The 19,670-nt window shown below is 60.1% G+C and carries 19 protein-coding genes; 11 read left to right on the top strand and 8 right to left on the bottom strand.

Annotation, left to right across the window (positions count from 1 at the left end; genetic code table 11):
• Positions 1 to 8: 8 nt before the first annotated feature.
• Positions 9 to 2,396, bottom strand: a complete 2,388-nt coding sequence (locus ACP146_RS13705) for an ABC transporter permease (RefSeq protein WP_422367323.1) — start codon at positions 2,394 to 2,396, stop codon at positions 9 to 11.
• Positions 2,393 to 3,115 (bottom strand): ABC transporter ATP-binding protein, encoded by a 723-nt coding sequence (locus ACP146_RS13700; protein ID WP_422367322.1) that lies wholly within the window; start codon positions 3,113 to 3,115, stop codon positions 2,393 to 2,395. The genes ACP146_RS13705 and ACP146_RS13700 overlap by 4 nt, the downstream gene beginning before the upstream one ends.
• Before the next feature lie 674 nt (positions 3,116 to 3,789).
• Between ACP146_RS13700 and ACP146_RS13695 the strand changes: the two genes are divergently transcribed.
• The 8 genes from ACP146_RS13695 (at position 3,790) to ACP146_RS13660 (ending at position 10,941) form a co-directional block, all read left to right on the top strand.
• On the top strand, positions 3,790 to 4,044 hold the full coding sequence (locus ACP146_RS13695; RefSeq protein ID WP_422367321.1) for a hypothetical protein: 255 nt from the start codon (positions 3,790 to 3,792) through the stop codon (positions 4,042 to 4,044).
• Between the two features lie 26 nt (positions 4,045 to 4,070).
• Positions 4,071 to 4,349, top strand: a complete 279-nt coding sequence (locus ACP146_RS13690) for an Hpt domain-containing protein (RefSeq protein ID WP_422367320.1) — start codon at positions 4,071 to 4,073, stop codon at positions 4,347 to 4,349.
• Positions 4,350 to 4,827: 478 nt separating this feature from the next.
• On the top strand, positions 4,828 to 5,568 hold the full coding sequence (locus tag ACP146_RS13685; protein ID WP_422367319.1) for a response regulator: 741 nt from the start codon (positions 4,828 to 4,830) through the stop codon (positions 5,566 to 5,568).
• Between the two features lie 286 nt (positions 5,569 to 5,854).
• Complete coding sequence (locus ACP146_RS13680; RefSeq protein WP_422367318.1) at positions 5,855 to 6,169, top strand: hypothetical protein; 315 nt, start codon at positions 5,855 to 5,857, stop codon at positions 6,167 to 6,169.
• Positions 6,170 to 6,698: 529 nt separating this feature from the next.
• A complete protein-coding gene (locus ACP146_RS13675) occupies positions 6,699 to 9,020 on the top strand; it encodes a hypothetical protein (RefSeq protein WP_422367317.1) in 2,322 nt (773 codons plus the stop codon).
• 110 nt (positions 9,021 to 9,130) lie between these two features.
• Complete coding sequence (locus tag ACP146_RS13670; protein ID WP_422367316.1) at positions 9,131 to 9,517, top strand: hypothetical protein; 387 nt, start codon at positions 9,131 to 9,133, stop codon at positions 9,515 to 9,517.
• Between the two features lie 47 nt (positions 9,518 to 9,564).
• The gene (locus tag ACP146_RS13665) at positions 9,565 to 10,257 is read left to right on the top strand and encodes a C39 family peptidase (RefSeq protein ID WP_422367315.1); all 693 of its coding nucleotides are present in this window, start codon (positions 9,565 to 9,567) and stop codon (positions 10,255 to 10,257) included.
• A 12-nt stretch (positions 10,258 to 10,269) separates the two neighbouring features.
• A complete protein-coding gene (locus ACP146_RS13660) occupies positions 10,270 to 10,941 on the top strand; it encodes a hypothetical protein (RefSeq protein ID WP_422367314.1) in 672 nt (223 codons plus the stop codon).
• A gap of 119 nt (positions 10,942 to 11,060) precedes the next feature.
• Here ACP146_RS13660 and ACP146_RS13655 read toward each other — a convergent pair whose 3' ends face one another.
• Positions 11,061 to 12,371, bottom strand: coding sequence for a transporter (locus ACP146_RS13655; protein WP_422367313.1), 1,311 nt, complete (start codon positions 12,369 to 12,371; stop codon positions 11,061 to 11,063).
• Positions 12,372 to 12,517: 146 nt separating this feature from the next.
• The gene (locus tag ACP146_RS13650; RefSeq protein WP_422367312.1) at positions 12,518 to 13,918 is read right to left on the bottom strand and encodes a sigma-54 interaction domain-containing protein; all 1,401 of its coding nucleotides are present in this window, start codon (positions 13,916 to 13,918) and stop codon (positions 12,518 to 12,520) included.
• 398 nt (positions 13,919 to 14,316) lie between these two features.
• Between ACP146_RS13650 and ACP146_RS13645 the strand changes: the two genes are divergently transcribed.
• Complete coding sequence (locus ACP146_RS13645) at positions 14,317 to 14,601, top strand: hypothetical protein (protein ID WP_422367311.1); 285 nt, start codon at positions 14,317 to 14,319, stop codon at positions 14,599 to 14,601.
• Positions 14,602 to 14,646: 45 nt separating this feature from the next.
• Here the strand turns inward: ACP146_RS13645 and ACP146_RS13640 are convergent, their stop codons facing one another.
• The gene (locus ACP146_RS13640) at positions 14,647 to 15,201 is read right to left on the bottom strand and encodes a putative quinol monooxygenase (RefSeq protein ID WP_422367310.1); all 555 of its coding nucleotides are present in this window, start codon (positions 15,199 to 15,201) and stop codon (positions 14,647 to 14,649) included.
• Between the two features lie 162 nt (positions 15,202 to 15,363).
• On the opposite strand from ACP146_RS13640, the gene ACP146_RS13635 reads away from it, so the two are divergent.
• Both ACP146_RS13635 and ACP146_RS13630 read left to right on the top strand, forming a co-directional pair.
• Positions 15,364 to 16,230 (top strand): LysR family transcriptional regulator, encoded by an 867-nt coding sequence (locus ACP146_RS13635; RefSeq protein WP_422367309.1) that lies wholly within the window; start codon positions 15,364 to 15,366, stop codon positions 16,228 to 16,230.
• A 137-nt stretch (positions 16,231 to 16,367) separates the two neighbouring features.
• Positions 16,368 to 17,504, top strand: a complete 1,137-nt coding sequence (locus ACP146_RS13630) for an NADH:flavin oxidoreductase/NADH oxidase (RefSeq protein WP_422367308.1) — start codon at positions 16,368 to 16,370, stop codon at positions 17,502 to 17,504.
• An 18-nt stretch (positions 17,505 to 17,522) separates the two neighbouring features.
• Here the strand turns inward: ACP146_RS13630 and ACP146_RS13625 are convergent, their stop codons facing one another.
• The 3 genes from ACP146_RS13625 to narI are packed head-to-tail and all read right to left on the bottom strand — an operon-like array spanning position 17,523 to position 19,670.
• Positions 17,523 to 18,077 carry a hemerythrin domain-containing protein gene (locus ACP146_RS13625; protein WP_422367307.1) on the bottom strand — a complete coding sequence of 185 codons (555 nt, stop codon included), beginning with the start codon at positions 18,075 to 18,077 and terminating at the stop codon, positions 17,523 to 17,525.
• Between the two features lie 10 nt (positions 18,078 to 18,087).
• Positions 18,088 to 18,891, bottom strand: coding sequence for a peptidylprolyl isomerase (locus ACP146_RS13620; protein WP_422367306.1), 804 nt, complete (start codon positions 18,889 to 18,891; stop codon positions 18,088 to 18,090).
• A gap of 5 nt (positions 18,892 to 18,896) precedes the next feature.
• Positions 18,897 to 19,670: a respiratory nitrate reductase subunit gamma gene (narI, locus tag ACP146_RS13615; protein ID WP_422367305.1), complete on the bottom strand. Its 774-nt coding sequence runs from the start codon at positions 19,668 to 19,670 to the stop codon at positions 18,897 to 18,899.

Here is a 19,670-nt window from a genome sequence, read left to right as displayed (position 1 = left end):
CTTCAGCCTCATTCATAGGCGATGGCGTCACAAACCGGCGTCCTCATAGCGCGTCGCGCCGGTCCCATACAGGCGATCAGCGTCAACACAGCAACCAGTACGGTCCACGCCAGAACACCTATCGGCGAAAACACCAGCGGCAAGGTCAGATGAAGACCGTGATTCCCCACACTATAGGCGACGGCCATCGATAAGGGGACCGAAAGCACGCCGGCAAGAAGAACGCTGGCGAGCGCGATGGCGTAGCCTTCGGTGAGGATGAGCGTGCGCACGGCCGCCGGGCGCGCGCCCACGGCGCGGATGACGCCGATCTCCCGCGTCCGTTCAAGGACGTTCAACCCCATCGACGCGGCAAGGCCCAATCCACCCACGATGATTGCCGCGAGCGCTGCCGTCGAGAGTAACGCCAGCAGGATCGCGAAGTGGTCGACCATGGCCTGCCGCAAGGCCGGGCGCGTGAACAGGAGCGCCGGCATAGAGCCTGCGTCCACGATCACCTCCTCAATCTGGCTGGCAAGGCGGTCTTCCGTACCGGGATCGGCTGCGACCCGGATGACGCCAGCAAGGCCGTCGGCGCCCGCCAGTTCGGCGAAGGTGGGCGGGTTCGTGTAAAGCGACGGCTCGGCGACCTCTTCGATGACGCCGACGATGCGCCCATTTACAGAACGCGGACCAAGCGCGAGTTGCACGTCGGCCCCGATGACCAGCGCGGGTTCTATGGCCTGAAGGTTGCGGTTGACGACCAGTTCCCCGATTTGCGCAGCCTGCGGCCAACGTCCTTCGACGATCGGCACATCAAGCAAAGCGGTGTCGGCTGGCGGCGCCAAAAGACCGTATCGCCCGCGGCTCCGGTCGGCGCCCCCTTGCGTGTTCAGCGCAACCAGAGCGCCGCCCCAGGCTTCTGCATGGGAGACGCCCGGCAGGACGCTTATGTCGGCGAGAAGGACCGTAGCGTCGACGGGCCTCAACAGCCGGGCATCGATGTCATCACCCCGGCGGTCCAGCGACCGGTCGACGGCGGCGATCAGGCTGACATAGACATTGGCGGCCGTCATGAGCGCCGCGCCGCCCAGCGCCAGGGCGAACAGCGTCACCCAAAGCCGCGCCGGGCGGCGAAAGCTGTTGCGCACGGCCAGCACGGTGGGTCGCCCCAGACCACTGAGCAAACGGCCCAGGCGTGTCTTGGAACGCCCGCGTGTCCTGGGCGCCGTGATGCCGGGGTCCTGCAAGGCCTTCTGGACAGGCATGCGCGCGGCGCGGGCGATTGGGATCGCGGCGGCGATAAGCGGCAGGGCCAGGCCGATACAGATGATCGCCAGCAATATCGGTGTCCCCACCGCAAAGCTGGCCACATCAAGGTTGAGCTGCTGTGCGGCATAAGTCGAAAACGACCGGGCGCCGAGCAAACCGGCGCCGAGGCCGATGGCGATGGCCGGCACGGCCAGAACGGCGATCATGGCGAGATAGATCGTGGCGATATCCGATGATCGCGCGCCTATCGTCTTCATCACGCCGATCTGGCGGGCCTGTCGGGCCAGGAAGGCGGCAATAACGCTCGCCGCAAGCGCGCCGCTCAGCACAAGCGCCAGCGCGCTGAACACGCTCAGGAGCAGCAGCATCGTCGTCATGTGATCGGTATGCGGATGGCGGCGCGGCGGAACCTCGACGCGCAGGACGTCGTACCCCGCCTCGGCCAGCCAGTCCGCCGTATTGTCGGCCACGCGGCCAGCCATCGACCGGTCGCCGTCCACGGTGATGCGCAGTTCGTCCTGATGAGCGCCGAGGCCGAGGTCAGACAGGGTTGCGCGGCTTGCGTAGGCGTAAGCCGCATTGTCCTGCCAGCCGGGCGCAAGGGCGGGATCGTGTACGATGCCACTGATCGGCAGGGACGCCAATGCGCCGCCTGGAACCCGCACGGTGAGCGCGTCGCCAACGCTGGTGTTCGGGCCAACGTCCGTAACAGCACCCAGCACCGGGAGCCCGGATCGCTCGACGAGGACAGCGCCGCGCTCCGGGGGCCACCCACCTTCCAGCGACTCAAATGCCGAGACGCGCAGATCGGAAAAGTCCCGTACGCCGAACAAGAGCAATGTGCGCCAGTCGCCCGGCGCAACTTCGACCCGTGTGCGCACCAGTCGCCTTGCATCGGCGTCCACAACGTCCGGCAGCGCCCGCACGCCTTCGAGAACCTGACTGTCCACATCCTCAAGCCAGACGACGACGGCGGGCGGCTCTGCCGTGGCGAAGCTTGCAGGAATCTCGCGCAGCAGAACCGACCGAGCCCCGAGGGCAACGGTGAGCGCCGCCGCGCCGAGCGCGATGGCGAGGAAGACGAGGAGCGCGCGCCCCGGCTGTTCGGTCAAATCGCTGACGACCTTCCGGACACGCGGGCTCATTGGACAGCCGCCTTTGCCGAATGTTCCCCGGCCGTATCTTGGACGATCATGCCGTCAGACAAGCGGATCAGGCGGTCAGCGCGCGCCGCAACACCGTCATCGTGGGTGACGACGATGACGGCGCGCCCGTCGTCGGCCAGCGAGGTCAGAAGACCCATGACCGTGGCGGCGGAGTCCGTATCCAGATTGCCGGTCGGCTCGTCCGCGACAAGGAGCTTCGGGTCGTTGGCGATGGCCCGCGCGATGGCGGCGCGTTGCTGCTGGCCGCCCGACAGCGTGCCGGGCAGTTTGCCCGCCTGGTCGGCGATGCCGACGCGATCGAGCAAGGCGAGCGCGCGGCTCCGGCGGTCCCGCGCCGGGACAGCTCCGACGAAATCCATGGCGAGCAGGATGTTCTCCAGGATCGTCAGGGTGGGGAGGAGTTGAAAGAACTGGAAGACGACGCCGACTTGCATACCCCGCCACTTCGCCAGCCGGTCTTCGCTTAAGGCCCCAAGCGAAACGCCCGACACGTCCACCGAACCGTTGCTGGGATGATCGAGACCGGCGATCAGGTGGAGCAGTGTGGATTTGCCGCTGCCCGAGCGACCGACGATCGCGGTCATGCTGCTTGCTGGGATCGTGCAGGTCACGTCCTTCAGGGCATCGAACGAGGGACCGTCAGGCCGCTTATAGCGCTTTGAAACGTCTCGAAGGTCTATCAACGCGGGATCGGACACATCTGGCCTCCATGGATTTTGCTTCAACATAAGCGGTTGATCGCTTATATTAGTTAGCGGAAGACAGGAGATGAACGCAAGTCCCTATCTCAGGGCGCTGCGTTTACAGGAGCTAAGCGTTTGGAGACGGTACGGTGACCGATCGTTTGCCGGAAATGGCCACCAAGCGGATCGACTTGAAAGACCGGTTGCGCATAATGGTAGCTGGAAAATCCGCCGGGAGTTCTTCGGCCACCAGCACTTGATTGCATCGACAACGAAATGTTGGAAAATGCAGGCTGAAGCTCAAGCCGTAGCCTGAAACAGGAACTGCTGACATCGTTGGTTGCGTGCCCCCGCAACCAATCCAGCAAGGCCCCGTCTCAAAGACGGGGCCTTGCTGGTTTCTGGATGAGATGGCCGGATTTGAACCTGCGCCCATGAAGGTCATAGCTGCGACCAACGGGCGCGCGAATAACTTGAAGGCTGAGAGCGTATAGAAAAAGCTCCTCTGGAGCCTTTTTAGCCCGAAGGGCGAACTCCGGCGAAAAGAGAGCTTAAGCGGACAGATTTGACAGCCTCGCGGCGCCCAACCCTGGACTTCCTCAGCGTCATGATCATTATACAGGTCTTCCCGGCTGTGGCAGTGTTCTGGCCCGAGTACTTGCGCGGCAAGTGACTGGAGTGACGAGACGGTGGATTCGCTGACCCCTGGAGAGAGCCTGATCGCTGTTGAGCGGGCGACGGACATCGTCGCTGGCAGCCGGCGCTTAGCGGAGGTGGTGCGGTGGTGCCACGACCGCATCTCCGAGAGTGATGCGGCGGCGCGTACTTGGGCCCACATCGATACTGCGGACATGCCGGCGGAAGGCGGTGCATCTTTGTATGCTGGCCGGCGGCTGCGCCACGACGCTGGTGACGCATCTTTACCGGCCCTGGTTTTGCCTTGAGCGGGGGCGAGGAAAAGTCCGCGGCCATGCTCGCCGCATTCCGGGCGGATCTCGCGCAAAGGCTGAATGCGATGGAGGCCCTGGCCGCCGGACTACAGGATGGAAGTCTGGATTTCGAGGATGCCTCCGCCGCCGTTGCGGCACACCTCCATGACATCAAGGGAACCGGGCGCCCCTTCGGCGTGCCTCAGGCTACCGACCTAGCGCGCGAATTTGAGCGGATTATTAAATCCGGAGACTGGCATCGGGCAAGCGCAACCGGCCTCGTGCGACATTGGGTGGCCCGGTTGAAGGGACTCTGCTGATTGCCGTTTGCCGTATCACGCAGTGGTCTTGCGAGACGGCAGCAGGCCATTCTTCTGACTTCAAAACCCGTTTGTAATCACATCTTAGCGCACAGTGGGTAATCAGGGCGAATGGTCCTGTACTCCGTTCATCCAAACCGCTATTGTCCTTATTCGGGGTTTGAATGCTAAATCTTACTATTCAGGGTAGTAATCAGCCAGTAGGCACAAATATTCGTGGTATGCTCCGGACGTTTAATAAGTCCCTGGGAGTGATACCCGCTAGGACAGCTTCGGCAGCCTTTTTTGGTGCTGCAGACAACAGGTAGTTTGCGATTCATCGTATTATTGTCTCGAGAAGAGACATGCCGGCGAAGGCAGATTTACTGTCCTTAACTGCCTCTGAAATGATCTGACACCTCTTCTGGTGTGATCGTAACGACACTGCAATTGGGCTCCGCTAAGTTTGAATCGTCACGGTCGATGGGAGAGAAGACCGATGAAGATTGCTCTGGCAGACGACCATGCGCTTTTCAGGGATGGCCTTCGCAGCGCCCTGAAGGACACTTTTGGGCCTGAGACACAGGTGCTCGAAGCGGCGGACAGGGAAAACCTGGTAGCCATTTTGGAGGCCGAGCCGGGGCTTGAACTGGTGATTTGTGATCTGCGGATGCCCGGGATGGGGGGCGCCGACTGTATTGCCGGCTTGGTTGCCATCAGGCCGAGTATCCCCTTGGTCATGATCTCGGCATCAGACGATCCTGCGGATGCCTGCCGGGCAATGCAACAAGGCGCCCGGGGATACATCCCGAAGAGCGATAGCCTGGCGGTCCTGCAACGCGCCTTGGATCTTATTCTCGTCGGCGGTACCTATGCGCCGGTCGAGGCGCTGATGGCGCGCGGCGAGGAGCAGGTGGAAGCCGTCGATCCGGCCGCTCCACGTGGACCTTGCGAGCCGCTGCCGGCCCTAAGCCGACGCCAGCGCATGATCTTCGAGCGTCTTGCCGAGGGTAAGCCGAACAAGATCATTGCCCGAGAACTGGGCATTGCCGAAGGCACTGTAAAGGCCCAGCTTCGGACGGTGTTTCGCAAGCTCGGCGTTGCCAATCGCGTGCAGGCTGCCTTAGTGGCTGCGCAGGTGCTAGAGCCGGACTTAGCAAGCCGCCCGGCCGCTGCGCCTCTGACCACCGACGCCACTGGGAAAGAAGCCAAGATCTATCCCTTCCCGGGCCAGGCATAACGGTTCCTGCAGGGCCGGGTCCCCGGACCGGGCCCGCACGCCTGTTCTGAGCGGCGGGCACCCGCCGCCGAAATCCCTGACCCGCACCCCCATGTTGATTCGCGCTAAGCGGTCGGTCAGGAAATGAGGCTCCGTCAGTTCTTTCCCGGTTCCTGAGACAGCAGATGACGGGCTGACTGCCCGGTCTTGCCTGCAATGGCATGCCGCTTGCTTTGCATTCTTCCGGGCACTGGGGCATGGCCGCGCCGCGATGGTTGCGGGTATGCCAGTTTGGGCGGGGGAAAAAATGGTTCTGAGGATTCTGGGCCTGATGCTGGCAGGCAGCGCCGTCGTATTTGTCCCGGCGGCAACGATCGGACTGGCGCAAGATAAGCTGGCCCTGATGGCGTTTCTCGATGACGAGACACCGGCGGTGAGCGATCGGGAACTCGAACTGCTAAAGGCCCGAGGCCTTGCGGAGCAAGGGCTGGTGCACCCGGGAGGGCCGCGGGAGCACGGCGTCATTCTCTGGGATGAACTCAAGCCGATCAAACCGGGTGCGCCCCAGCCGACGCAGGCGGGCCAGAGCCGCAGCAACATCTCTACAACCGGTGGCCGCTGAAGCCGGGCCGGGCGTTGCCGCGACCATGGTTCGCGTCGAGGCGGCGTCATTTCTCTTAACACCTGTAACACGGATGTAACACTGAAGCTCTGCGTGGCGGCTGGCTTGCCGACGGCCTGAAGGCACGGCAAAAAAGGGGTATTCGCCGACTCTCGACGCGCAGTATCGCCGCCACACGGTCTCTGAGAGCCTGAATCTGTTACGCGGCCGATACAGACCGTATAGCCGCTGTACAAGCTGTAACGCGAGGCCGGTCCGAAAAGCGGTTCGATCATCAGAACGCGGCGCAGAAAATCACCATAAAATTATGAAATACAATGATTTAGACCTGTGTCGCCGTTGTGGCACGGCGGTTGCTGTGTATTGCGACGGGGGTGCGCGTGTCTTGTGGATCCCCGGCCGGAAGGTCCCGTAGAGGTCGAGCCCGAGGGGTATCCAAGGGGTGCAGGTCTGTCGGGGGAGGCCTTCGGGTTAAGGCGCTTCCAGGCAGGAGGCTATGAACCGGATAACGCATCAAGAGGAGAAAACAATGAGAAAGTCTCTGATCGCGGGGGCCTCCGTCTTCGCACTGGTCGCGGGGCTGGGCGGCACCGCTTTGGCCGGCGACGTGAATGAGGCGGTGAGCCTTAACACGCTCAACTCGACCGTCGTCAATGACGGCGAAGTTGGTCCAACCAATGATGACAATGATGGCATCGGCGGCGGCGCCGAGAACTCGCTGAACAACGACTTCGGCAACCAGACCTTCAAGGATGAGGTGCTGAACCAGAACAACATCAACTCCGGCATCAACTCCGCCCAACAGGGTGGCAACGCCGCTGCGATCGCCATTGATGGCGATGGCGTCCGTCTATCCGATACCTCGGACCCTGATGTGAACTTTGCCAAGGCCGGCACCATTGCCGATCAGAAGGTAGAGAACAACGCCTTCGTCAATGCCGATGATGAAGTAAGTGGCGAAGACGATGACGGTATTGCAGGCCAGGCGCGGGACTCGCTGAACAACGAGTTCGGCAGTGAGACCTTCGAAAATCAGGCGATCAATCAGAACAACATCAATTCCGGTATCAACTCGGCCCAGCAGGGCGCCAATGCGGCTGCTATCTCGGTTGACCTTGACGGCGCAAAGGCGAAATTCTCCGCCAACGTCGCTCTTTCGGGCAATTACCTGGACCAGGATGTTGAGAACGACGCGCTTTCCAGCGACGCAGGTATCACAACCAATCAAGACAACGATGCCATCGCCGGTGAAGTCGATGATTCGCTGCGCAACGACTTCGGCAACCAGACCTTTGATAACCAGGTGATCAACCAGAACAACATCAACGCCGGCATCAACTCCGCACAGCAGGGCGCCAACACGGTATCGATCGCTGCAAGTGTCGGTGATGTCGACAACCTGCCGTCCTTCGGCGTTCTGGACCTGAATAACAACACGCAGGAAAACCTCGGCGAGGCGGTGAACGCATTTGCCGATGCCCTGGATATCGGCCCGACCGTCGATGATCAGGACGGCATCGAGGTTGAGGAATATGAGTTGAACCTTGCGGCGTCCCGCTCAAAGGGCACCCAGAAAGTCAAGAACACCGCCAATAACAGCGGCGAAGCTGACAACGAGGAAGACGGTGGTATTGGCGGCGATGTAGAACGATCCCTGCATAACGACTTTGGGAACGAGACTTTCCAAGATCAGGCGATCAACCAGAACAACATCAACTCCGGCATCAACTCCGCCCAACAGGGTGCCAATACCCTGGCTCTCGCGGTGGACACCGATGAGCGGACTCGTTTCTTCAACGAGAGTGTTCAGGACTGGAACATCGCGATTTCGGATTCCAATCAAACGCAGGACTTCGACAATACAGCCAAAACCGATGACCTTGACAACGACGGCGTCGGCGGGTTCGACAATGACGGTAATCCGGAGCCGACGAATTCCTTGTTCAACAAGTTCGGCGAAGAGACGTTCCAGAACCAAGTCATCAACCAGAACAACATCAACGCCGGCATCAATAACGGCCAGCAGGGCATGAACACCTCTGCCATGGCCATCGATGCATCGCCTTCGGAAACCGATCTGAACTTCGCCTACGCGAATTCAACCGGTCTTCAGACGGGTTCCAACACAGCCGAAGACAACAGCTTCTCCGGCAGTGACGACGATACCGGCCTCGGTATTGGCGGTAACCCGGGCCCGAACAACCTGAACAACAAGTTCGGCGACAACACCTTCGAGAACCAGGTCATCAACCAGAACAACATCAATGCCGGCATCAATTCGGCGCAGCAGGGTGGCAACACCACTGCTCTGGCGATTGCCGACAGCGCAAGTGCGGTTGATGAAAACATCTCGGAAGCCTCTGCGGATCTGACCCAGGGCAAGAAGAATGATCCCTTGACCAATACCGCCAAGGCTACCGGTGAAGACAGTGGTGGTGTCGGCGGTAACCCGCACGGCAGCCCCAACAACGGCGCCCTGAGCAACCATTTCGGTAGCAACACCTTCGAGAATCAGGTGATGAACCAGAACAACATCAATTCTGGCATCAACTCGGCTCAGCAGGGCGCGAACACCGTCGCCATGTCCCTCGACCTCGGTGGTCCGGGCGGCCTGGATCTGAACTCGGCGGTCAGCACCTCCGCGCTCAGCCAGACCGTCACCAATACGGCCATGGTGACCGGCGACAGCAACGCCGGCATCGGCGGTGGTGCGGTGAATGCGCTGAACAACAACTTCGGCAACAACACCTTCCAGAACCAGGTCATGAGCCAGAACAACATCAATTCTGGCATCAACTCGGCTCAGCAGGGTGCGAACACCATAGCTATCTCCTTCAGCGGCGGCAGCTAAGCCAAAGCTGAAACCTGTTCAGCAGGTACGCCGGACCGGTGGGGCCTCGGCCCCACCGGACACCGGTGGGAGAGAGTACAGTGGAAACGCGATGCTCGGGAGGCGTTGCTATGACGATCAAGATCAGACTTTTCAGTTTTCCTGCCTTACTCATCACTGCGGTTGTTTTCGGCGCTGCGGGGACCGCGCCCGTATTGGCGGAGGATGCTTTCTCCAACTGGGGCAGTGTCGACGACCAAGCTCTGTCGGCTGAACGGGGCAAGGCCTTCGAGCTTGATGAATCAGCCCTGGCGACGGCAGTTGGCGCCCAGTACCAATACGTTAATTTCCCAGATATCGGAGAGGTTGGCCCTGGTGGCGAAATCACCCTCGGCAGCCATACTTTTGCCAATCAGGTCATGTCGTTGAACGTCATGAACACCGGCAGCAATGTCGCCATGCAACATCAGAACGTGATTGCCGTCACGGTTATCGACAGCACGGTGGCCGCGCCATGACAACGTCGTCGATGTTTTTTCGGGCGATTGGCCGGCGGGGCGGGGCTGTGCTCGCAAGCACGGTTCTACTGGTTGGCTTGCTTGGGCTGAGTGAATCGCCGGCGGATGCGGGCGAGACGCGTTTTGTCTCCGCCGGCGGCATGGCCTTCAATCTGAAGGTCAAGAGTATCAAGGAGCGTAAGTGGGAGACGGTTGTTCGGCAGGAACGCGATTTCTCCTGCGGCTCGGCGGCCGTCGCCACCTTGTTGTCGTATCACTACGACCGGCCGACAGAGGAAGTGGAAGTCTTCGAGGCGATGTTTGCTGTCGGTGACCGTCAGAAGATCATGGCACAGGGGTTCTCTCTGCTCGACATGAAGCAGTTTCTCGATGCCCGCGGCTATACCGCCGACGGGTTCCGGGTGTCGCTCGACAAGCTCCAGGAAGTTGGCGTGCCGGCGATCGTTCTGCTTGATTTGCGTGGTTACAAACACTTCGTGGTGATCAAGGGGGTGACGCCGCATCATGTCCTGGTGGGCGATCCCTCGCGTGGTATCCAGCGCTATAAGCGTGCGGATTTTCAGAAACTTCTGGCTAACGATATCGTCTTCGTCGTCCGCACCCAGGTCGAGGTGGCCAAAGCCAACTTCAATCTGGTGGATGACTGGGGCGCCCATCCGCAGGCACCTTTCGGGTCCGCGGTTAGCCAGAGCAGCTTGGCCAACATTACAATCTACCTGCCAGGGGCAGGTACACGCTAAGGGAGGCGCCAGATGTCGACACCCATAGCATCTTCATATCTCGCAAGACTCCTGATGGGCTCAGGGTCTTTTCCAAGGTCTTTGGCGGCAGTGGCGGCTCTCGCCTTTCTGACCACCGCTTGCTCAAGCACGGGGATGGTCACGCAGACTGCGCAGTGGGATCGGGATTGCGCTTCCGAGAGCGGGGCCATCGGTGCGGGATCGTCTTGTGAAAATCCGCGTAACGTCCTAGTGGCGATGGCGAGCGGTCATGCGATCGCACCGCATGAGGTCGTTGAGAAGGAGATCCTTGAAGAACAGCGTGGCGGCTTCATTACCGCCGGTGGGTTGCAGGTCGATTTCGGGTTCGAATTCCGCACCTTTGTCAACGGCATCCCCCAGCTCACTTCCGTACTTTCCCTCAACGATATCGTCAGTGGGAACGGTGTCGTTCCCAACCTCAACTCTATTTCGGTTGCCGGAAGTGATGGCGGGCTTACAGATATTATTCATGCGGCGGGTCCGGACGGGATCTCTGCAACCATCCTGAACACCCAAGATGGGGTCCAGATCGAAAACATTTCGACGCTGGCGATCGACATCATCGGCCTGCGTCATGTGCACAAAGGCGGCCGCGCGCTCGGCAACGGTCGGCGGATGCCGATGGAAACCCAGCAGTCGATCATCCGCAGCCTGTCGCGCTAGATGAGTCAGGCATCGGCTGGTCTGCGAAACCCAATTCGTTAGATAGATTTCAAAGGCGTAGGAATGGAGAAACGGGGGCGTTTAGCCCCCGTTTTTCTGTGCTCGCGGCGCAAAGCCCTCTAATTGAGATCGAAGGTGAGGGGGGTGCGCAACGTCAACACCACGTCGGGAGCGTCGTCGGTGACGCCGATCTGGGTATTCAGATTGATGTTGAAATCATTCGTCAGGGCATAGGAAAAGCCGAGGCTCAGGCGCCCGACCTCGAAACTCTCGGAATCGAAAGTGACGCCGTCGATTTCCTGCTCCGTCTCGAAAACGAAGTCGTGGGCGTAACCGACACTGAAAGAAGCCTTTTCATTGAGAGAAAAGCCCATTCCAAAACCGAAACCGATCACGTCGCCCGGCTGCACGTCGCCGATTTCCGAATCGCCGATCGTTTCATCGACATCCTCGCCAAAGCTGTGCGTATAGCTGATATTGGCGAAGAAAACTGCCGGGTCGGTCGGGTAGATCATCGTCAAGCCCGGTTGAATCGCCCAGAAACCCGAGCCGGTCGACAGCTCCGTCTCGATCCCGTCGTCGTCGCGGCTGACGTCAAAGGGCCCCCGCCCGCTGTTTGACTTGATTCGCGCGTTGGCAATGAAGATCGGCCAATCGTCACGGCCGGAATTCAGTTGATAGCGCCCGCTTACTTCCACATCGCCGATGTTGGCGGCATCGAGACTACTGGTCGTTGCGCCGCTTGAGCCGCCGATAACTTCCTGGGTCACGTCGTCGTTGCGATAGACGAAGGGGACTTTGATTTCGATTTCGGAGCGGCTGGTCAAGCCGTAACGAAATGTGCCCGCGGCAGTTATCGACTGGCGGTCGGCATCGGAGACCTCGATATCGCCGACCAGCACGGTTTCGATGATCTCGACGCCGTCGAAAAAGAAACGGGTGCTGCTGGTATTCTCATATTCGATGGAGGGTTCGAAGACCAAATGGTTCTTGCGGGTCAGAACCCCGCCGATGTCCTGCACGCCAGAGACGTCGATCCGTCTGCGCTGCGCGTCGCGGTCCTCTTCGCCGACCGGTTGCTCCGGTGTGCCCTGGGCCTGCTGATTGGGCTGGTTCTGCTGCGGTTGCTGGCCCTGTTGGGCGCCCTGACCCGGTTGTCCGCTGTAGTTTACCTGGCTGAAGTTGGAACCGCCGCCGGGTTGCCCGGTGCCGGCGATCCCGCGGATGGAGTATTCCAACTGCTCGATGCGCTGTTGCTGGGCTTCGATCTGCTTGCGTTGAACCTGTATCAGCTCAAACAGCTGCTCGACGGTCATGGGCCCGGGCTGCGGCGGGCTTTGTTGGGCCAGAGCTGTCGAGCTAAGCAGCGTCAGGCACAACCCGGCCCCACCACCGATCACTGTTCGGGCGTATTTGGGTTGCATGACCATGATATTTCCGACTCCCCCTAGGTCATCAGTCATTGTCAATCATAGAGCGTGTGAAATTCAAGGCGCAATACGCCGGGAAACCGAGAAAGCTGTATCCAACAGCGGGGTAACGCATCATCAGCGGATCGCCAGTTCTTGCATTGGATTCAATGAGATGATGAAACCGGCCCGGACCGGATGCGGTACTTCTCAATCAATCGATAGAGCGTCACCCGGGAAACGCCGAGATCACGGGCCGATACGGTGATGTTGTGCGCGTTCTTGCCCAGGGCGTCGCGAACCAGCTTTTCCTCGATTCGCGCCTTGGCTTCCTCCAAGGTCGTACGCATCTTGGCACAGGGTTGATGCTGGCGGTCCAACATGTCGGCCGCTGAAGGGAGGCCGATCTCGATTGCCTTATGCGATTGACCGGCGGCGGAAGGGTTTGATACCTCGCGGGCAGCCGGCATGGCCAACCCCAGGTCTTCAGCGCTGAGCCATTTGCTGTCGGTCATGACGACGGCGCGGCGGATCTTGCTGATCAACTCGCGGATATTGCCTGGCCAATGATAGCCTTGCATGGCCACCAAAGCGGCGTCGGAGACCAAGCGTTCGCCGCTGCCGATCTCACCTGCGAAGATCTTCGCGAAAAAACCAGCCAATAACGCAATATCATCGCCGCGCTCGCACAGCGGCGGCAGGGTCAGAGCCAGGCAGTTCAGCCGATGGAACAGGTCTTCACGAAACTGCTCGCGATTGATCAGCTTTTTCAAGTCACGGTTCGTCGCGGCGACAATCCGGCAGTCAATTTGAATCGGCTTGTTGCTGCCGACCCTCTCTATGGTTTGCTCCTGAAGGAAGCGGAGGAGATGGGGCTGCAGTTCCAGCGGCATGTCGCCAATCTCGTCCAGGAACAAGGTGCCGCCATTGGCCGCCTCCAGCTTGCCGATCTTGCGTTGACTGGCGCCGGTAAAGGCACCCTTTTCATGACCGAAGAGCTCCGAAGCGATGAGGGATGCCGGCAGCCCGCCGCAGTTGATGGCGACGAATGCCCCCCCGGCGTAGGCTGAGCGTTCGTGAATCGCTTGTGCCGCCAGCTCCTTGCCGGTCCCGCTTTCGCCCTGGATCAGCACCGGTGCGGCGGTTCTTGCAAACCGGCGAATGGTATCGAAGACCGTTTTCATGGCGGCGCTTTCGCCGACCATGAAGGGTTCGCTGGTCGGGTGTACTGTTCCTGCGACCGGTAGAGCCGGGCGCCGATACTCGGAGCCATTGGGGTTGGGGTAGGATGCCGCCTCCAGGCCACGCACCAGCGCGGCGAGGCCAGCGTCATTGTTGCCCAACTTGACCAAGAGATCAGCCAAAGCGTTGGGATTGCGGCTCAGGACTTCATCGAGAGTGAGTTCGCGGTCGGTCATCGAGACCGTCCCGGCTTTTCCAACGTCATTCCCGTGCCCCCCTCCCGATTGCTTAGGCCAAGAACATGTCCCAATCTGCCGCTTCGTATCGCATCGGCCTTCTGCGGGCCGCCTCGGCGTTGCTGGTCCGGTGAAGCGAATCCTTTCCACCGGATCTCAAGAGAAGTCTAACGTTGAGCCTCTTGGGCGGGCCAGAGCGCATAAGCACTATGATTTCGGCGAGGGGGACCAAAAGTCAGAGCTACCTAAACTAAAGGCATAACCCCGGCGGATTAATAGGAAAGATCAAACAGTTGTATCGCCTTAGGGTTTTATCAGGCTGCGCCGACGCCGAACTGCATGCCATGGTCGGCAGGTGTTGCTCGGGATGAGGTGGGCGCCGGTTGGGGCGGCCTGCGGTGCCACCTGATCCGCAGCAGAACCGGCGAAAAGCCGGCGTGCAGTCTGCGCAGCGTCAAATCACGCAACCGAAACGAAAACGAAAGAAGCCACCCCAGGATGGCTTTTTTGCGTCTCAGGCTGCAGAGGCAGTATCTGGGCCTGTGCCCATGAAGGTTGTAGCTGCGAGCAAAGCGGCGGACGAAGTGAACCTTCGTTGCAGTTGCTCGAACGGCGGCTTTAAGGTGAGCATCCGATATCAAACAGCAAGGCGCCCGATACAAAAATACCGGGCGCTGCTTAATCGAGTGATTTGCTCCTTACTTAATGGCGAGGATATCGAAGTTGTTGACGTTTGCGACAACGCCGTCGCCCCAACCGCCAACGACCAGTTCCGAAGCTCTTTCGTTCAGCAGCCCGGCGACTTGACCCGCGAAATGAGCTTCGCGACCTGAGTTGTCAGCAAAGATGTCAAAGATCGCAAAGTTGTTTTCGTCGATTTACAGCGCTACCCAGAACAGGGTTTTGGGTTCGGTGTCAGTGACGATCGGACCGGCTGCGGTCAGCAAAGCCGCCAACTCTGGGCCTTTCCCCGGTGCCGCTTTGAGTTTGATGTAGGTTGCGGTCGTCGCAGAATAGAGATCGATGGGCGCCTTCACCGACAACACGTCTGAACTGCTGATATTGGCGACAACGCCTGCGTGCCACCCCCCGTCAACCAACGCGTCAGCATTCTGATGAAGTGCAGCTGCAACAGCGCCCGAGAAGTGCGCATCGCGTGCTTCTTCATCCTTGAAAACGTCAAAGATTGCAAGCGTATCGTCCGCCTGCAGTGCGAACCATAGTGCCGTTCCCGGTTCGGTCTCCTTCACGATCGGTGCTGCCCCAGCCAGAAATTCAGCGAAGGCTTCGGTTTGTCCCTCTGCGGCGGGCATGGCGATGTAGCTGGCGGTTCTGTTGTCCATTGCGTTTTCCTCGATTGCGTTTTCCTGGGCGGTTGCGGATGTTGTCATGAGGGTCAGTGCGGCCAGTGTCTGAAGGAATTGCTTTTTCATGCTCGTCTCCTGATTTGAGTTTCGTCGTGTCTGATTTCGATGCGCTTTTTTCCCATGGCAGACGGACAAGACTCCAATTCCGAGCGTCTATTCTTTGATAGGCATGGACTATGGAACTTGCTTTGATGGGCAGTGCCAATAAGACCGACTGAGGAGATGACGATGGAGATGAACCAGATCAGGTATTTTTTAGCGGTCTGCGAACATCGCAACTTCACCCACGCAGCCAGCGCCTCCAATGTCTCCCAACCCTCTTTGACGACTGCCATCAAGAAGCTGGAGGACGAACTCGGCGGTGCCCTGTTTGTGCGGGATCGGGCAGGATGTCGGCTAACAGCTCTCGGCAAGCTCATGCAACCAAGGCTCAGAAAGGTTTGCGATGAAACGCGGGAGGCCAAGGCAGAGGCGGTTCGGCACATGCGATTGGAGCGGGTTCCAATCTCTGTGGGTGTCGGCGAAACGATTGGTCACAACAGAATTTCGGCCGCAATGGAGCGTATTCGTGCGCAATTGCCACAAGCCGAGATCGAGTTGATCGTTGCATCTGCTTCTGCATTGCTGGCCGGATTGAGGGACGGTGAATTTGATGTCGTGATCACCGCCGAAAAGGTCAGTGAGGATCTCTATCGAATAGATTCGCTCTATAGTGAAGACTACAAAGTGGTCGTGGCAAACGCACATCCGTTATCGAAGTTGTCTGCTGTCTCTCTTTCGGACCTTTCTAATACAGACATGCTCGACCGGCTGAATTGCGAAATGCGCGACGTGTTGCACGGTACATGTGCCGAACATGGTCACGAACTCTACGCGGCCTATCGGTCAAATCGCGTCGATTGGTTGATCGAACTTGCTCGGCGAGGATCAGGGGCCGTGGTCCTGCCGGTCACGGCAATTCCCGCAGACAAAGGCCTGGTGTCGATACCAATCGAAGGCCTTGAAGTATCTCGCAAGGTTGCCGCACTTCGATATCGACACCAAACGTCGAGACCAGAAACAAGCGATCTGATCCGTGAGATTGCGCGAACCTAGCCCAAGCCCTGCTGCTCAGGAGCCGACATCGGTGCGCCGCGCATCAAATGTCGTAACCCACCAATCTGTTACTTCAGTCTTGGGTGACAATCCTGGTACATCGGTGACAGCGTCTTGCGATAAGGATTCGATCATCAATGGCCATTCTGTTTTCTCCCTTCACTCTGCGCGGCATCACCTTCAAGAATCGCATTGCCGTTTCACCCATGAGCCAGTACCGGGCAAAGAACGGCCATGCCAACAGCTGGCACGCGGTGCACCTTGGCCGTTTCGCCATTGGCGGGGCGGGGCTGGTCTACGCCGAAGCAACGGCTGTCGAAGCAGAAGGCAGAAGAACGCATGGCGATCTCGGGCTCTGGCAGGACGCGCAGATAGACGACCTGAAGTCGATCACCGAGTTTATCGGCCAGGAAGGCGCGATTCCCGGCATCCAGCTTGGCCATGCCGGCCGCAAGGCCTCTGAGAGGCGGCCCTGGCATGGCGAGACGCCTGTCGATCATGAAGACCTTGCCGAGCGGAACGAGGTGCCGTGGACGGCGATCGCGCCTTCGCCCATTCCCTATGCGGAGGGCTGGCCGGCACCGATGGAGATGTCGGAGACCGATATCGAGCGGGTTGTCGCCGCGTTTGGCGAATCCGCCAGGCGTGCCCATGAGGCGGGTTTCAAGATCATCGAGGTCTATGCGGCACACGGATTTCTGGTGCACCAGTTCCTGTCCCCAATCGCCAATCAGCGCCGGGACCGCTGGGGCGGCAACGGTGAAAACCGCCGCCGGTTTGCCGTTGAAGTGGCGAAGTCCATTCGGGCGAACTGGCCAGAGGCTTATCCACTGGCGTTTCGCCTGTCAGCGACCGATTGGCTCGACGGCGGTATAGAGGTGGAAGATACGGTCGAGACCGCAAAAGCGCTCAAAGCAGCGGGAGTGGACATGATTGACTGCTCATCGGGCGGCATCGGCGGCAAGGACCGGCCGCGCCGAATGGTCATCGAACAGGGCTTTCAGGTGCCCTTTGCCGAGCGGATCCGGGCGGACGCCGAGATGGCAACCATGGCTGTCGGTTTCCTCTGGGATGCAAATGTCTGCGAGGATCTCGTCAGCGCCGGCAAGGCCGATATGATTGCCTTGGCAAGAGAGCTTCTTGCCGACCCGAACTGGCCACTCCATACAGCCAAGGAGCTGGAGGCCGATGAAAACCACGGCATGTGGCCGATCGAGTCGGGCTGGTGGCTGATGAAGCGCGACCGCCTGTTGAGCAAACTCGGGGTTCGGTAAGGCTCACCTTTGCTTGGCTTAAGATGTTTGATCCAAACCGCGCCGGCACTGCATGCCGCTGGTTAGCGCCGTCAGGTCATCCTTCGTCAGACGCACCCGCGCAATCGGCAGAATGATCGCGTTCTCGACGATGAGGTGCTGACGCTCGCTGGCGGCGAACGCGCGCAGTAAATCCCGCGCCTCGATGTCAGGCGAGTCGCCGCTGTGCAGGAGAGCCCGCAACAGCACCAGGATTTCCGGCTTGGATAGGGCGGCTTCGCGGTGCGCGGCTTGAAGCCGGAGGATCGTTCTGTCGATCTCGTCTTCCGGCTCGCAGCGTTTCAGCATTAAGGGGAAGAGTCCGTCTTCCTCGTCGGCGTGGTGGAGGCTGAATTCCAGCTCCAGAAAGCTCAGCACCATTTCCAGGTCGCCGCGGTCGGGAAGGGGGCTATCGGCAATCCTGTCCAGGGCGGCGCAGATGAGGCGTTCGCGCAAATGGTCCTCGGCAATGAACTCAAGCGGTCTTCTGATCAGGTTCAGGTCAGTCGGTGCTAGGCAGCCTCCACGTTGTCGAGGGACGGTCTTGCTGTTCATATCATGCTCTTTAATGCCCGACAGACCCGGGTGTTGCGCCCGAAATCTCGGCGGAATCAACAAGTTCAGAGACGAAGGTCCGAGCTGCCCGATCCCAGGCCGACCTTTCCAGGGCGGTGGCGATCTGATCCTTGACTGCCTCAAAAGGCAGCGTTCGGCCGGGCGCCTTGGCATCCATCCGAATGATGTGCCAGCCATGGCGGCTGAGGATCGGCGTAGGCGTAATCTCTCCCTCCGAAAGGCCGTTCAGCGCGGCCTCGAACTCCGGCACCGTATCGCCGGGGCCGAGTTGACCGAGCACACCGCCGTCTTTCTTCGACCCACAGTCGCTTGCGCGGCCCGCCAGGGCGGCAAAGCCCCTTGGATCGGCCAGGGCCTCTTTGGTCAATGCCATCGCTCGCGCTTGGGCGGTGTCTCGGGCGCTACTGTCGCGGGGATCGCAGGCGCAGAGAATGTGCGAGACTTCCCAGAGCGGTGGACTTCTGAAGCGCGAGGGGTCGCGTGCCCATTCGCTGCGGATCTGCGCAGGGGTCGCTGCGCTTCTCGGGATCGCCCGGTCGAGGAGGCCCCGGATCAGGGCCTCCTCCCGGGTCTCAAAGCGCCCCGGCGCCACTTCGCGGGGGGCCGCCCGCAACCCGCGCCGCCGCGCTTCCTGCAGCAGCAGGGCCCGCACGGCAAGGGCATTGGCGGCCTTTTGCCTCGCGACCAGCGGTTTACCCTTGGGGGCCAGGTGGTTCTGGGTCTCGGCGTCCAACTTCGCCTGCGGGATGACTTCGCCGTTCACCACGAGATCGGGAAACAGTGATTTACCCATGGTCCTTACTCCGCTGGTTTGGCGATGCCGCCGGCGGAAGACCGCGCAGCATGTCTTGACGCCGATGCGGAAGCATCGCGACGACCTGACAGCGCTGTCTGGCGCCGCGACCGCACCACTTGGTAGCCCGGCCGCCAGAGATAACGCACAGGCACCGACAGCATGTGCACCAGCCGGGTGAAGGGGAACAGAATTACGATCAGCAGGCCGAGGAAGATATGGAACTTGAACAGGGCATGCACATTGGCCACTTCAAGCCAGGCGTTGAGCTGCAGGCCCATTACGCTTTGCGCCCAGGTCATGAACCGCACCATCTCGCCGCCGTCGAGATGTTTCATCGACAAGAAGATCGTGCCGAGGCCAACCACGAGCTGCAGCCAGATCAAGGAGAGGATGCCGATATCGGCGAAGCTGGAGGTTTTACGAATGCGCGGATCGGAGAGGCGGCGGTGCAAAAGCATGCTGGCGCCGATCAGCGCCGCGACCCCGGCGATGCCGCCGACGACGATGGCCATGAGCTGCTTGAAACCGTAACTAATGCCGATTGCATCGAGAACCCAGATCGGCGTGAAGAGACCGACAAGATGGCCGAAGAACACGACGATGATGCCGACGTGGAACAGGACAGAGCCCCACATCAGCTGTTTGCGACGCAACAACTGGCTCGACGAAGATTTCCAGGTAAAGGGATCGCGCTCGTATCGTGCGATGGAGCCGATGACCAGGACGGTCAGCGCGACGTAGGGCATGATGCCGAAGATGAAGAAATCGATACTCAT

This window comes from Pelagibius sp., assembly GCF_965249265.1.
Classification (GTDB): Bacteria; Pseudomonadota; Alphaproteobacteria; order Kiloniellales; family Kiloniellaceae; genus Pelagibius.
This window is presented reverse-complemented; position numbering and strand designations above follow the sequence as displayed.

Coding starts and splice junctions, on each gene's coding strand:
- ACP146_RS13705 (WP_422367323.1), bottom strand. CDS start 2,396: ATGAGCCCGCGTGTCCGGAAGGTCGTCAGCGATTTGACCGAACAGCCG.
- ACP146_RS13690 (WP_422367320.1), top strand. CDS start 4,071: ATGCTCGCCGCATTCCGGGCGGATCTCGCGCAAAGGCTGAATGCGATG.
- ACP146_RS13685 (WP_422367319.1), top strand. CDS start 4,828: ATGAAGATTGCTCTGGCAGACGACCATGCGCTTTTCAGGGATGGCCTT.
- ACP146_RS13680 (WP_422367318.1), top strand. CDS start 5,855: ATGGTTCTGAGGATTCTGGGCCTGATGCTGGCAGGCAGCGCCGTCGTA.
- ACP146_RS13675 (WP_422367317.1), top strand. CDS start 6,699: ATGAGAAAGTCTCTGATCGCGGGGGCCTCCGTCTTCGCACTGGTCGCG.
- ACP146_RS13670 (WP_422367316.1), top strand. CDS start 9,131: ATGACGATCAAGATCAGACTTTTCAGTTTTCCTGCCTTACTCATCACT.
- ACP146_RS13660 (WP_422367314.1), top strand. CDS start 10,270: ATGTCGACACCCATAGCATCTTCATATCTCGCAAGACTCCTGATGGGC.
- ACP146_RS13655 (WP_422367313.1), bottom strand. CDS start 12,371: ATGGTCATGCAACCCAAATACGCCCGAACAGTGATCGGTGGTGGGGCC.
- ACP146_RS13645 (WP_422367311.1), top strand. CDS start 14,317: ATGAAGGTTGTAGCTGCGAGCAAAGCGGCGGACGAAGTGAACCTTCGT.
- ACP146_RS13640 (WP_422367310.1), bottom strand. CDS start 15,201: ATGAAAAAGCAATTCCTTCAGACACTGGCCGCACTGACCCTCATGACA.
- ACP146_RS13635 (WP_422367309.1), top strand. CDS start 15,364: ATGGAGATGAACCAGATCAGGTATTTTTTAGCGGTCTGCGAACATCGC.
- ACP146_RS13630 (WP_422367308.1), top strand. CDS start 16,368: ATGGCCATTCTGTTTTCTCCCTTCACTCTGCGCGGCATCACCTTCAAG.
- ACP146_RS13625 (WP_422367307.1), bottom strand. CDS start 18,077: ATGAACAGCAAGACCGTCCCTCGACAACGTGGAGGCTGCCTAGCACCG.
- ACP146_RS13620 (WP_422367306.1), bottom strand. CDS start 18,891: ATGGGTAAATCACTGTTTCCCGATCTCGTGGTGAACGGCGAAGTCATC.
- narI (WP_422367305.1), bottom strand. CDS start 19,670: ATGAGTATCGATTTCTTCATCTTCGGCATCATGCCCTACGTCGCGCTG.